The organism is Qipengyuania sp. (assembly GCF_042095715.1).
In the GTDB taxonomy this organism is placed as follows: domain Bacteria; phylum Pseudomonadota; class Alphaproteobacteria; order Sphingomonadales; family Sphingomonadaceae; genus Qipengyuania.
Genome location: NZ_JBELMO010000044.1, coordinates 14,683 through 28,035 on the forward strand (window position 1 = coordinate 14,683; position 13,353 = coordinate 28,035).

Genomic DNA, 13,353 nt, shown 5'->3' on the forward strand with positions numbered 1-13,353 from the left:
CATGACGGCGGCATCGCGTCGCTGGGCGGCCGAAATACTTTTTGTCTGGTTCGGGAAGCTCGGGCCGGGCGATTGGTGGGGCGGCTCGGACGGTGTGGACGCTATGCTGCATCGGCGGTTCGAGCACGATCTCGCCATGCTCGGCAATGATCGGGCCGGCGGATTTCTAAGCGATCCGCTCACCGCGCAAGCGGCGATCCTCCTGTTCGATCAGGTGCCGCGCAACCTCTATCGGAACGATGCCCGCGCCTTTGTCTGGGACCCACTTGCCCGCGCGATTGCATATGGCATGATGAAACGCGGGTGGGATCGCGAGCTGCCGAGGCGGGAACGGCCATTCGTCTACATGCCCCTGATGCACAGCGAGCATATCGCCGACCAGCGGGCGAGTCTGACCATGTTTACCCGACATGCTCCCGACAATCTCGGATTCGCGCGTGATCATTATAGAATGATCACCCGTTTCGGGCGCTTTCCGCATCGTAACGCCATTTTGGGTCGCAAGAGCACGAAAGCCGAAAAGGCAGCGGTCGAGGCGGGTTTCAGCTGGTAGGCATTGCCTCCCCCGTCTCGCAAAGAGACTGGGCCGGGCAGCTCGAACACAATAGAGCGCGCGGGCGGCAAAAAGCGCGCCCGAGTTCTTTCATGAGCAGATGATGTTCGTCGATCTCGGCGGCTGACCATTCGGCTGGAATCGCGGGCATGATGGCCGTGAAAGCGCGCGCCGTGTCGGATCGGGCGGGGACCAGACCCATGCGCTGGAGAATGCGCCGGTGGTGGCTATCGAGAACCACGACGCGGCGGCCAAGCGTGCTGGCATTCATCACCCCCGCCGCAATCTTGCGACCGACGCCGGGCAATTGCTCGAGCCAGCCCATCGCTTCATCCGTTTCCATGGCTTCAAGATGGGAGAGGTCGGCGGCGCCGCGCAGCGCGATCAAGGCATTGAGGCAGGCAGTCAGACGCTGCGCGGCCATGTTCGGATAGGTCTGCGTCGCCAACTCCGTCGTCAGCGCGTCCAGCTCGATCTGGGCCACGGCTTCCCAGCTTCTATGACGCTCCAGCAACCCGTCGGTTGCCGCATTCGAAACCTCCGAGCGGGTACGCGCCCCAATCACACCCTGTACCAGCGTCCACTCCGGCCGGCGCCGACCCTGCTCACTACGCTCGATTCGCCCGAACCGCTGGATCAGCAGGGGTTGCAGCCGCAGAAGGACATCGGTGCGCGGATCGGAGCCGAGGGGCAGTTGCATTATGGATCGCGCGCTAGGTAACGGGTCGGCCTATTCCCATTCGATCGTGCCCGGGGGCTTGCTTGTATAGTCGTAGACCACACGGTTGATGCCTTGCACTTCGTTCACGATGCGCGTCGCGCAATTGGTGAGGAAGGTCGCGTCGAACGGATAGACATCAGCCGTCATGCCATCAGTGCTGGTGACGGCGCGAAGGCCGCAAACCGAATCGTATGTGCGATGGTCGCCCATCACCCCGACCGTTTTCACGGGGAGCAGAACCGCGAAAGCCTGCCAGATCGCGTCGTAAAGCCCCGCCTTGCGGATCTCGTCGAGATAGATGGCGTCGGCTTTCCTGAGGATGTCGCACCTCTCTTTGGTCACTTCCCCCGGAATGCGGATGGCAAGGCCGGGGCCGGGGAAGGGGTGGCGCCCCACGAACTGGTCGTTGAGGCCAAGCTCGCGGCCCAGTTCGCGCACCTCGTCCTTGAACAATTCGCGCAAGGGCTCGACGAGCTTCATGTTCATTCGCTCGGGCAGCCCGCCGACATTGTGGTGGCTCTTAATTGTCACCGAAGGGCCGCCGGTGAAGCTGACGCTTTCTATCACGTCCGGATAGAGCGTGCCCTGGGCGAGGAAATCCGCTCCGCCGAGCTTGTTCGCCTCTTCCTCGAAGACGGCGATGAACTCCCCGCCGATGAACTTGCGCTTCTTTTCCGGGTCGCTGACGCCATCGAGACCAGTCATGAACCGCGCCTCGGCATCGACCACCACCAGCGGAATATTGTAATGGTCGCGGAACAGGTTTTCGACCTGCTCGCGTTCGTTCAGACGCAGCAATCCATGGTCGACGAATACGCAGGTGAGTTGGTCGCCGACCGCCTCATGAATCAGGATCGCCGCGACGGAACTGTCTACCCCGCCGGATAGCCCGCAGATGACCTTGCCATCGCCCACCTGCTCCCTGATCTCGCGCACCTTGGTCTCGCGATAGGCGGCCATGGTCCAGTCGCCGGCGAGGCCACAGACCTTGTGTACGAAATTGGCCAGCAGCTTGCCCCCATCGGGGGTATGGACGACCTCCGGGTGAAACTGCGTGCCGTAGAACTGGCGCGCCTCGTCGGCGATCACCGCGAACGGTGCGCCGTCGCTGGTGGCAACGATCTCGAACCCTTCTGCAAAACGGGTCACCTTGTCGCCATGGCTCATCCACACCTGATGCCGCTCGCCGACCTGCCACAGTCCGTCGAACAATGCGCAGTCCTTGCTGACGGTCAGATAGGCGCGTCCGAATTCGCCGCCTTCACCTGTTTCGTGGCCGGGCCTTACCTCGCCGCCCAACTGGTGCGTCATGACCTGCTGGCCGTAGCAGATGCCGAGGATGGGGACGCCCGCATCGAAGAGCATCTGCGGCGCGCGTGGACTGCCTTCCTCTGGAACGCCCGCGGGCGAGCCGGAGAGAATGATCCCCTTGGGCCTCATCCGCAGGAACGCAGCCTCCGCCATACTGAACGGGGCAATTTCTGAGTAAACCCCCGCTTCGCGCACCCGGCGCGCGATGAGCTGGGTAACCTGGCTGCCGAAATCGACGATCAGGATCGAGTCGGGAAGGTGAGAGGCGTCCATGCCGCGCCCGATAGGGGCACGCGCGCCTGGCTGTCCAGCGGTCCTGATTGTCCAAATGGGAGCGGGCTCGAGTGCTTTTATGCGAAGACCGGCAGTCTTGGAGCGAGGATCCCCGAGCGAATGCCGCGCCGGCGCGCCACTCGACCCCGATCCGCAACCGAGCCCCGGTAGACGCTGAAAGTTGCATTTGCTACAACCAAGGGGGGATTTTTTGCACTTTAGCAGCGTAATTTGCAATTGTATGGGCGCAACAACAATCGAACCATGCCGGTTCGATGTCTCGTTGGTCATGGACCTTCGAATTTGCGGCAACCATATTTGCCGGCGATCCTGTCCCCCCGGAGATCCCGCTTGGTTGACCGTTTCAGGCAGCGAGTAGAGACGCGGCCGCCCATCTCCCCCCAACCCAGGCGCCGCGTCTCGAAAGCTTCATGCGCGCGTTGCAAGCGGGGCTGAACTTTTCGCAATTGCAGCATTGCGATTTGCAACCGATAACCCGGCGAAGAACACAAAGAGGGTGATGACCGGCGACATATCGCAACCACGGAGGACGATTATGCGCATGTCACTGTTCGCAGCCTTGGCTGCTTTCGCTACCATTGCAACCGCCCCCGCGAATGCGGAGACGGTAACCGTCGAAGTCTGGCACGGCGATCTCGACCTTGCTCGTCCCGAGCACGTCGACCTGTTGAAGGCTCGCATTGACGATGCTGCCGTTAAGGCGTGCCGTTCGGACAACGCCTTATATTCCGGCTGGAAGACCGTGGACCGATCCTGCGTTCGGGAAGCGAGGGCAGCGGCGATCGCGAGCGCGCAGAAGCGCATTCCGTCGCAAGTCGCATCGATCCGCTGAGCGGAATTATTGGCGTCGCGAGGGGGGGTGGGTCCACCCCCCCCCTTCAAGCGGCCGTTTCGAATTCTTCCGCCAACGCCCTCAGGTCGCTCGTCAGCAGTTTGCCGATGTGGCTGCGGGGCATGGAATCGATCGCATGCAGGGTGGACAGGCGCTGCGTCTTGCCTAGTCGCGCATTGACCGCTTCGAGGATGCGCGCCGTGTCCCCGCCACCGTTCTTCAAGGTGACGAACCCTACGGGCGTTTCGCCCCAGCGTTTGCTCGGCATGCCGATGACTGCGGCCTCCGCCACTTCGGGCTCCTTCGACAACTCCATCTCGAGGTCCACGGGATAGATGTTGAAGCCGCCGGAGATGATCATGTCCTTGGCACGGCCCACAAGCTCGACGAAGCCGTCCTGGTCTACGCGGCCGATGTCACCCATCCGCTGCCAGACCTCACCGGTGGCAGGATCGGTCCAATATCCTTCCCGCGTTTTGTCCGGCTGGTTCTTATAGCCAGCCATCATGGTATGGCTGCGTCCGATCAGATTGCCAGCCGTACCCCACGGCACCTCGCGATCCGCGTCATCCAGCACTTTCATCTCGCTACCGGGCGCAGGCCGCCCGACCGTGTGCAGCTTGACGGGAAATTCATGCGCCGGCAGCAGGCAAACCAGCCCGCCTTCGGTCATGGAATAGATCTCGACGAGTGCCCCCGGCATGCGATCCAGCACTTCGCGTTTCAACTCTGCCGAAAAGGGCGCACTGGTACAGTATTTCAGTCGAAGGGCAGATAGGTCGAACTCGTCGAAACGGGGCTCGTCCATCAGGCGCTGGTATTGGACGGGAACCAGCATGGTCACGGTCGTCCCGTCGGCAGCCGCATGGTCGAGCCAGCGCAGGGTGTCGAACTTGCCCATGATGCGGACGTAGCCACCGGCCAGAAGCGGAGCGAGGAATGCCACCATCGTGGTGTTGGAATACAGGGGGGTGGAGGCGAGACTCCTGACGGACACTTCGTTGGTCAGCCAACTCTTCGCTGTGCCGGCAAATTGTCGCCAGCGCATCTGGTGCGAATGCACGATGCCCTTCGGGATTCCGGTCGTTCCGCTTGAATAAATGATGTTGAACGGATCCTGTGGCGAAGGGTCGAAAGAGGGTGCCTCGGTGCCAACCGGTGCCATGTAACTCTCGAGTTCCTCGTCCAGAACGACGCGGGTCATCCCGGGAAAGCGATCGTCGCCCAAATCGGTCAGCTTCGCGCGGTCCAGAAAGATATGCAGCGCGCCGGAATCGGCAGCCATGCCGGCAAGCTGATCGGCGCTGGCGCTGGTGGTCAGCGGGGCCGCGACGCCGCCCGCCCGTACCGCCGCGAGGAAAACGAGCGCGTAATTGACAGAGGATGTGCCCAGTATCGCCACCGACTGACCGCGCTTCAGGCCATCGGCAACAAGCCTGCTTGCAAGGCGCTCGACCGATGAAAGAAGTTCGCCCCAAGTGACTGTGCCGCGGTCGTCGCTCAGCGCGGCGTCATCCGGCCGTCGGCGGGCCCACTCGGCCAAAATAGCCGAAAAACTTCCGAATTGGGCCCCTATCGCGTCGATCATTCTAGCTCCCCCGATTATCACTCGATGAAGCTGGGCCTAAGATGCAAAGCTCGGCTTTCCAAGAATAATGCGCAACTGATGGGCCTGTCATCCCAGACTTCCCAAGGCGAACGCCAGGGTAGCGCCCAAAGCGGTTGCAACGCCTGCCCAATGTCGATCTTCCTTGAAAGCCTTCGGGAAGACTTCGGTGGCGAGGCTTGCAATGACGGCCCCCGCAGCGAAACAGCGAATGGCGCCCAAATGATCTTCGCTTGCTCCCTTCAGCAGGAAATTGCCCGCGATGGCAGCAGCCGCCAGAATCGCCGCCGTAGCCGCCCACAACTCGAAGATCCTTATTCTGGATGTGCCGTTTTCACCCATCTCCTTGGCACCGCCCGCCGCCTCCGGCAGGTTGGATAGCAATATCGATCCCGCCAGCGCGGCGACCTCCAGCGAGCCCGCCCCGATCAGAGCGACGCCAAGCGCCAGGTTTTCGGGGATCCCGTCAAGCGTGATCGCAGCGAGGAGGCCGCCACCGGAATCGGGACCCCATTTTTCGTCGATCAGATAATCGACCACCGCGAAAACGATCGCACCTGCGGCCACAGCCAGTGCGACGACGGAAAGCGATCCCTCTTCCAGCGATGGTTCGATCAGTTCGCTCGTCACGGAAAGGAGCAGTGCCCCACCGGCCAGAGCGACCAGGAACCCTTCGATAGGTTTTGGAAGCTTGCCCCAAATGCCCCAGGCCGCTCCGACCAATAGCGCTCCCGACACAACACCGACGACGATAAAAAGCATCAGCATTCGATGACGTTGACCGCCAGGCCACCCTGGCTGGTTTCCTTGTATTTGCTCGACATGTCGAGCCCCGTCTGCCGCATCGTCTCGATAACCTGGTCCAGGCTGACGCACGTTTCGGCTTCTGTCCGGTGCAACGCTAGCCTTGCGGCGTTCACCGCCTTGACGGCACCGATGGCATTCCTCTCGATGCAGGGCACCTGCACAAGCCCGCCCACGGGATCGCAGGTCAGCCCAAGATTGTGTTCCATCCCGATCTCGGCGGCGCAGGCGACCTGGTGGGGGCTGCCGCCCCACAACGCGGCCAATGCGCCGGCGGCCATTGAGCAGGCAACGCCCACTTCGCCCTGGCACCCCATTTCCGCGCCCGAAATGCTGGCTCGCTGTTTGTAGAGCAGACCGATCGCGCCCGCAGTCAGCAGAAACTGTCTGCGGCGGTCTCGGCAATCGCCTTCGTCGGCATCGCAATAGAAACGCATCACGGCGGGGATGATGCCGGCGGCACCATTCGTCGGCGCGGTGACGACGCGGCCGCCCGAGGCATTTTCCTCGTTCACCGCCATGGCGTAGCAATTCAGCCAATCGAAAAGCTGTTCGCGTTCGTTCGATTGCGGATTTGCCTGGAGGCCGCGCCAGAGGCCGGGCGCACGGCGATGAACCTTGAGGCCCCCGGGAAGCACACCTTCCTGAGAGAGCCCGCGATCGATGCAATCCCCCATGGCCTGTGCGACGCGGTCGAGCCCGGACATGGTATCTGCGCGCGGTCTAATCGCGTCCTCGTTGGCGAGAATGATGTCCATGATGGTCAGCGATTCTTCGGAGCATAGCTGCAGCAGCTCTGCGGCCGACCCGAAAGGGTGAGGGGCGGGCGGGCCCGTGCTTATCAAGTCCCGTTCAGGCGGTCGCATCAACTGGGCCTTGCTCGCGACGAATCCGCCACCGGTCGAGAAATAGGTTTTCTCTAACAGCAGCTGCCCCTTCGCACCGAACGCCCGCATGACCATGCCATTGGGATGGAGGTCGGGAATGACATGCCCTGCAAGGTCGATATCCCGGCCTGGATCGAAGCCAATGGCTCGCCCGGCCAATGTGAGTTGCATGTCCTCGCGAATCTTTGCCAGGGCTGCGGCAGCCTGGTCGGGATCGGTGCGATCCGGCGCAAATCCGGCAAGGCCGAGCATCGTCGCATCTATCGTGCCGTGACCGACGCCTGTCAGGGCAAGGGACCCCTGCAATTCCGCCGCGATCCGTTCGACTTGAGGCAGCAAGCCTCGCTTCGTCATCGCGCGGATGAAGCGCCGCGCAATCCGCATCGGTCCCACCGTGTGTGACGACGAGGGGCCGATGCCGATACGGAATATGTCGAGCACCGAGAGCATGGCCGCCCCCTAGCGCTCGCAGGTCCCAGGCGAAACTACTTCGTGTCGGCGAGAACTTCCACCAGGTCGAACAGATAATCGCCTCCCATGTAAACCGACGTCTTTCCGAAGGTGGTTACATCGTTTTCCTCTCGACCAAGACGGAATGCTCGTAACGCCTTCGCCTGTGGATGAAAGGGGGCGCCAAAGCTTTCGATTCTCGGGTGTCATGCCTATATGATGGGCATGAACGAGAACACCGAGAACACTCCCAACCAGTCGCCGGAACGCCCTCAAAATACCGCGGGCTATGGTGCGGACAGCATCAAGGTTCTGAAGGGTCTCGACGCCGTGCGCAAAAGGCCCGGCATGTACATCGGCGATACCGATGACGGATCGGGCTTGCATCACATGGTGTTCGAGGTGTCGGACAATGCTATCGACGAGGCGCTTGCGGGTCACTGCGATCTCGTCCTGATCGAACTCAACCCCGACGGCTCCGTGAGTGTGGAGGACAATGGCCGCGGCATTCCGGTCGACATGCACAAGGGAGAGGGGGTTTCCGCGGCCGAGGTCATCATGACCCAGCTTCATGCCGGGGGTAAGTTCGAAAACACCAGTGACGATAACGCTTACAAGGTTTCGGGCGGGTTGCACGGTGTGGGCGTGTCGGTGGTCAATGCGCTGTCCGAATGGCTGGAACTTACGATCTGGCGCGACGGCCTGGAACACTGGATGCGCTTCGAGCATGGCGATGCGGTCTCACCGCTGGAAGTGAAGGGCCCGGCCGGGCGCGAGCGGACCGGAACCCGCGTCACCTTCATGCCTAGCAACGACACGTTCAAGAACGTGACCGAATTCGACTTCGAAAAGCTGGAGCACCGTTATCGGGAACTCGCATTCCTGAATTCGGGGGTTCACATCCTGCTGCGCGACCGACGGCACGAGGAGGTCGCGGAACACGACCTGTTCTACGAAGGTGGAATAGCGGCGTTCGTGAAATTCCTGGACCGCAACAAACAGGCTTTGATTCCTGATCCTATTTCGGTTTCCGCCGAACGGGACGGTATCGGCATCGACGTCGCTCTGGAATGGAACGACAGCTACTACGAGAATGTCCTCACCTTCACGAACAACATCCCGCAGCGCGACGGCGGGACGCACTTGGCTGCGTTCCGGGCGGCTCTGACCCGTACGCTCAACAATTACGCCAGCGCCAGCGGTTTGATGAAGAAGGAAAAGGTCTCTCTATCGGGCGAAGACATGCGCGAAGGCTTGACCGCAATCGTTTCGGTGAAGCTGCCTGATCCCAAGTTCTCGTCGCAGACGAAGGACAAGCTGGTTTCGTCTGAGGTGCGCCAGCCGCTCGAAAGCCTGATGAGCGACAAGATGGGCGAGTGGCTGGAGGAAAATCCGGCGCATGCGAAATCGATCGTCCAGAAGATCATCGATGCAGCTGCCGCGCGCGAAGCGGCCCGACGGGCCCGTGAGATGAGCCGCAAGGGCGCGATGAGTATCGCCAGCTTGCCGGGCAAGCTCGCCGACTGCCAGGAGCGCGACCCGAGCAAATGCGAACTGTTCCTGGTGGAGGGCGACAGCGCAGGCGGTTCGGCCAAGCAGGGGCGCGACCGTAAGACGCAGGCGATACTGCCGCTGAAGGGCAAGATTCTCAACGTTGAGCGTGCGCGCTTCGACCGGATCATCTCAAGCAAGGAAGTGGGCACGCTCATCCAAGCCATGGGCACGGGCCTGCGCGAGGAATTCAACCTCGACAAGCTGCGCTACCACAAGATCGTGATCATGACCGACGCGGACGTGGACGGTGCCCACATCCGAACCTTGCTGCTGACGTTCTTTCATCGTCAGATGCCCGAAATCGTCAAGGCCGGGCACCTCTTCATCGCGCAGCCGCCGCTCTACAAGGTCGCACGCGGAAAGTCGGAGGTCTATCTGAAGGACCAGACCGCCTACGATCGATATCTCATCGCGCAGGGTCTGTCGGGGCGGGTACTCGAAACGCAGGGGGGCGCACGCGGTTCGGCCGAATTGGAGGCTCTCGTCGCGCATGGACTGCGGATGCGCAATCTGATGGCATTCATCCCGCGCAAATATGATCCCACCCTGGTAGAGGCGCTCGCACTTGCCGGTGCTCTCGATCCCGATCTTCAGGATCGTGGCGAAGCGATGGATCGCGCGGCACGTAATCTGCAGATGGGAGATCCGGAAGCGCGCTGGTCAGCCGAGATCGGTCCGGACGGAATGGTGCGGATCAGGAGACTGTGGCGCGGTGTTACCGATGTGCACGAGATCGACGCGAAATTTGTCGGCAGCGCCGAAGCGCGCAAGCTCCATCGCCTGGCTGCGGAATTCGCGGATGTGTATGCCGCGCCTGTCAGACTGGTGTCCGGAGGCGCCGATTCGGTCGACGAGGAAGAGGGCGGCGAAGTTTCGACCGGTGATGTCGAAGATCAGGTTCCGGCAGCAGATGGCGGCACCACGATTACCCGGCCTACCGAACTGCTGGAGGCGGTGCTGGCAGCCGGGCGAAAGGGTCAAAAAATCCAGCGCTACAAGGGGCTGGGTGAGATGAACGCCGAACAATTGTGGGAGACCACGCTCGACCCCGATAATCGCGCCCTTTTGCAGGTGAAGGTGGAGGATGCGGATGTGACCGACGAAATCTTCACCCGCTTGATGGGCGATATCGTCGAGCCCCGACGCGAATTCATCCAGGATAACGCCTTGAATGTGGCAAACCTCGATATCTAAGTCTGTCGCCAGAGTGCAACGGTTCAGCACGATGTGCATGTGAATCAGCGCCAAAGAAAAATTTGTCTGGAACCAACATCGAAAATGTTGTTTGAATCGTGTGGGGCTCACTAAAATGATCCCGCACGAAATTCTCAGAAGGGACGTTGTATGACTTTTCGTAAGATTGCAGCTGCAGGCGCCGCGCTGGCGGTGGCCGCTTCGCCGGCTGTCTATGCCGGTGCAAATGCACGCACTGCGGCTCCGGCTCAGGGCGAAAGCGAACTCGCTGGTGGTGGCGCTCTTTACGCCGTTCTGGCGATCGCCGTCGTCGCGGCCTTCACCGCGATCACCATCGCGGCCGAAGACGATGACGAGCCGGTTAGCGCCTGAGCTGATTAAGAATACATGGAAAGCGGGGTCGAAAGGCCCCGCTTTTTTTGTGCCTGGCGCAAACATCCTTGGCCGGTGGAGCGACTTACACGGGCTGCTCAACAAGCCTCGTGCGATCGCATTGCAGAATGCCCCCGGACCGACTCGGAAAGTGCGAATGGAGCTGGAGCCGGTTGGAGCGCGCCGATCAGTTCGCTCTTCGTAAAGGCTGACAGGTTTGGCACAGCCGTATGGTTCTGGCTATCCCGGCGGAGCGCCGGAAGACCATCCAAGCAGAGTGATGCAACCGCATCAGTGCTTCTCGAGCCTCTCTTTTCACGCAGTCATCGCCTCGCGAGCCCCTAGCCTGACGATAAGAAAATATAATGGCCTGGCACTTATGACATGTCCCCCGGGACGCATTCGGCGTCGAGGGAAAGCGCAGGATGTTCGCGGCTGGATTACTGATGGCCATGGCTTCGAGTGGCGTCGTCTCCGATGGCGGCTCATCCGTTAGCGTGGAGGACGCAGCGATCGTTTCATCCGCGCTCGACGGGCGCCGCCTGGACCTCGAGATGCGAGGCCAGCGTGTCTCTGTCGATGCCACCGCCGAGATCACCGAAGGCGGGTGCTCTACGCGGATCATGGCGCAAGCGGCGGGTGGGTCCCGGCAGTGGTCGCGGATACTGCGATGGACCGAGCTGGCCTGGGCTGGAGAGACCGTCGAGGGCGCAACGCAAGTCGCCTTCTACGACACCGAAGGCCATCTCGCGACCGATCTGATTGCGTTCGGGCCGCCCGATGCGTCGCGGTTCCGCGAAGCGTTGGCGCGATTGGTGCAATCCTGCCGCATGGAGCGCGGCGAGGCGGCGCGCGTTCAAACTAGCCAGGGCAATCGCACCCGGACCTGCTTTTTGGGAAATCGGCCGGAAATCCAGATTATCGATACGAAGCCCGCAATTCCGACACCGGCACCGCCTCGCTTGCTCATCAATCTATACGCGCAGGAAAGTCCGCGGGTCGAACTTCAGCTGTTGTTCGAAGGGGTTGGCGAACAGGCTCTGAAGGACCCATCGATGGCGTTTGTCGTCGCCGAACCCGGTTTGATGAATGGCCAGGTCAAAAGAGCTAGGTTCCGGATAAATGGTCGTGATTTCGCCGTCCGACATTCGATCGCCGCATTCGGGACGACGCGGCTTCGCATCGCTATCGATCCTCGTGCAAGCGGCTTCGATAGCTTTGCGACAGCACTTGGTTCGTCAAGTGAGTTAGTGCTTTCGCTCTTGAGTCGGGATGGCTCCGCCATTGGACGCTACACCTTCGATCCGCGCCAGACCCTCAGGCAAGCAAAAGAACTGCTCGCGGGCACAGGGCCCTCGTGTAACGAAGCGGTGCCTCGGCTGTCCCGAGCTGCCGACTGGTCGGTGGTGAACTAAATCACGTGGCCACGCTTTCGGCCAGTTTTTCAAACCGATCGCAGTCCGGGCGGACCGAGCGGTAGAAAGCCGCCAGCTTGGCCAGATCGGCCGGATAATCGCCGGATGGCCATAATGGCTCCCCGACGCCCCCTCTCCGGCGTTCCTGATCGACCCACGCCGGCACGATCGGCACGCCCGCACCCATCGCGATGTTGTAGAACCCGCTTCGCCACTCGCCTCGCGAACCGCGCGATCCTTCCGGCGCCATGACCAGAGCCAACTCGTCACGGCGGGCAAATTCCGCGACCACCTGCGCTACGTAATTGGCGCGTTTCGACCTATCGACCGGGATCCCTCCCATGTCCCGCATAAAACGGGCCTGTGCGCCCCTAAATAGAGTGTGCTTGCCCATGAATGCGGGCTGGATCCCCATCTTATCCGCCATTCCGAGGAAAAACACGAAGTCCCAATTGCTGGTGTGCGGTGCCCCCAGGATCACGCTCTTGGGCACACCGGGATGCTTTGCATTCTTAAGCCGATAGCCGCGCGCGGCGAACGCAGCCAGGATGGCCGCTTTCGCCGCGCGTGAGAGCAGGCTCGGCCTCACATTCGGAACACCCCGAAGGCGGGGTGTTCGGCGATCGGAGCTTCCAGGGTTGCCGCAAGAGCCAGGCCGAGCACATCCCGGGTCTGAACCGGGTCTATCACCCCATCGTCCCACAACCTGGCGGTTGCGTAATAGGGATTGCCCTCATCCTCGTATTTCTGCCGGATGGGCGCCTTGAATGCCTCGGCCTGCTCCGTTGTCCAGCTGTCAGCGTCACGGTGAACGGTGGCGAGGACACTGGCCGCCTGCTCGCCGCCCATCACACTGATGCGCGCATTGGGCCAGGTGAACAGGAAACGAGGCGAATAGGCACGGCCGCACATGCCATAATTTCCGGCGCCGAAACTGCCGCCGATCACTACGGTAACCTTGGGAACGGTGGCGGTCGCGACCGCGGTGACCAGCTTGGCCCCGTGTTTGGCGATGCCTTCGGCTTCGTATTTGCCGCCGACCATGAAGCCCGAGATATTCTGCAGGAAAAGTAGCGGAATGCGCCGCTGACAGGCAAGCTCGATGAAATGGGCGCCTTTCTGTGCGCTTTCGGAAAAGAGCACGCCGTTGTTTGCGAGTATCGCCACCGGCATACCCCAGATATGCGCGAAGCCGCAGACGAGCGTGCTGCCATACTGCTGCTTGACCTCGTGGAATTCGCTGCCGTCCACGATGCGAGCGATCACCTCATGCACGTCGTAGGGTGCGCGGACATCTTCGGGGATCAGGGCATAAAGAACCTCGGCATCGAACTTCGGCGCGCGCGGACAGATCGGAAGA

The 13,353-nt window shown here is 61.5% G+C and carries 12 protein-coding genes; 5 read left to right on the forward strand and 7 right to left on the reverse strand.

Translation table 11 applies throughout. From position 1 onward, the window contains the following. Window position 1: 1 nt before the first annotated feature. Entirely contained in the window at window positions 2-553 is a 552-nt protein-coding gene (locus tag ACFDTG_RS10915; RefSeq protein WP_375291072.1) for a DUF924 family protein, read from the forward strand. On the opposite strand, the gene nth is transcribed toward ACFDTG_RS10915, so the two are convergent. Both nth and guaA read right to left on the reverse strand, forming a co-directional pair. Then, complete coding sequence (gene nth, locus ACFDTG_RS10920) at window positions 543-1,253, reverse strand: endonuclease III domain-containing protein (RefSeq protein WP_375291073.1); 711 nt, start codon at window positions 1,251-1,253, stop codon at window positions 543-545. The genes ACFDTG_RS10915 and nth overlap by 11 nt on opposite strands. 30 nt (window positions 1,254-1,283) lie before the next feature. Next, window positions 1,284-2,858, reverse strand: a complete 1,575-nt coding sequence (guaA, locus tag ACFDTG_RS10925; protein ID WP_375291074.1) for a glutamine-hydrolyzing GMP synthase — start codon at window positions 2,856-2,858, stop codon at window positions 1,284-1,286. Window positions 2,859-3,420: 562 nt separating this feature from the next. On the opposite strand from guaA, the gene ACFDTG_RS10930 reads away from it, so the two are divergent. Continuing rightward, window positions 3,421-3,711 carry a UrcA family protein gene (locus ACFDTG_RS10930; protein ID WP_375291075.1) on the forward strand — a complete coding sequence of 97 codons (291 nt, stop codon included), beginning with the start codon at window positions 3,421-3,423 and terminating at the stop codon, window positions 3,709-3,711. Window positions 3,712-3,757: 46 nt separating this feature from the next. Here the strand turns inward: ACFDTG_RS10930 and ACFDTG_RS10935 are convergent, their stop codons facing one another. From ACFDTG_RS10935 to ACFDTG_RS10945, 3 genes are all read right to left on the reverse strand, one after another. Continuing rightward, entirely contained in the window at window positions 3,758-5,299 is a 1,542-nt protein-coding gene (locus tag ACFDTG_RS10935) for a class I adenylate-forming enzyme family protein (RefSeq protein WP_375291076.1), read from the reverse strand. 87 nt (window positions 5,300-5,386) lie between these two features. Next, window positions 5,387-6,079 carry a ZIP family metal transporter gene (locus tag ACFDTG_RS10940; RefSeq protein WP_375291077.1) on the reverse strand — a complete coding sequence of 231 codons (693 nt, stop codon included), beginning with the start codon at window positions 6,077-6,079 and terminating at the stop codon, window positions 5,387-5,389. Next, complete coding sequence (locus ACFDTG_RS10945) at window positions 6,079-7,458, reverse strand: L-serine ammonia-lyase (protein ID WP_375291078.1); 1,380 nt, start codon at window positions 7,456-7,458, stop codon at window positions 6,079-6,081. Before ACFDTG_RS10945 ends, ACFDTG_RS10940 begins: the two co-directional genes overlap by 1 nt. Window positions 7,459-7,683: 225 nt before the next feature. Here ACFDTG_RS10945 and gyrB point away from each other — a divergent pair, with 225 nt between their 5' ends. The 3 genes from gyrB (at window position 7,684) to ACFDTG_RS10960 (ending at window position 11,993) form a co-directional block, all read left to right on the forward strand. After that, entirely contained in the window at window positions 7,684-10,206 is a 2,523-nt protein-coding gene (gene gyrB, locus ACFDTG_RS10950) for a DNA topoisomerase (ATP-hydrolyzing) subunit B (RefSeq protein ID WP_375291079.1), read from the forward strand. Between the two features lie 150 nt (window positions 10,207-10,356). Beyond that, window positions 10,357-10,578: a hypothetical protein gene (locus tag ACFDTG_RS10955; protein WP_375291080.1), complete on the forward strand. Its 222-nt coding sequence runs from the start codon at window positions 10,357-10,359 to the stop codon at window positions 10,576-10,578. Window positions 10,579-11,024: 446 nt separating this feature from the next. Continuing rightward, a complete protein-coding gene (locus tag ACFDTG_RS10960; RefSeq protein ID WP_375291081.1) occupies window positions 11,025-11,993 on the forward strand; it encodes a hypothetical protein in 969 nt (322 codons plus the stop codon). A 1-nt stretch (window position 11,994) separates the two neighbouring features. Here the strand turns inward: ACFDTG_RS10960 and ACFDTG_RS10965 are convergent, their stop codons facing one another. Further along, window positions 11,995-12,582, reverse strand: coding sequence for a 1-acyl-sn-glycerol-3-phosphate acyltransferase (locus ACFDTG_RS10965; protein WP_375291082.1), 588 nt, complete (start codon window positions 12,580-12,582; stop codon window positions 11,995-11,997). Further along, window positions 12,579-13,353: carboxyl transferase domain-containing protein (locus ACFDTG_RS10970; protein ID WP_375291083.1), on the reverse strand; the 775-nt coding region annotated here is incomplete at its 5' end. The genes ACFDTG_RS10965 and ACFDTG_RS10970, both read right to left, overlap by 4 nt.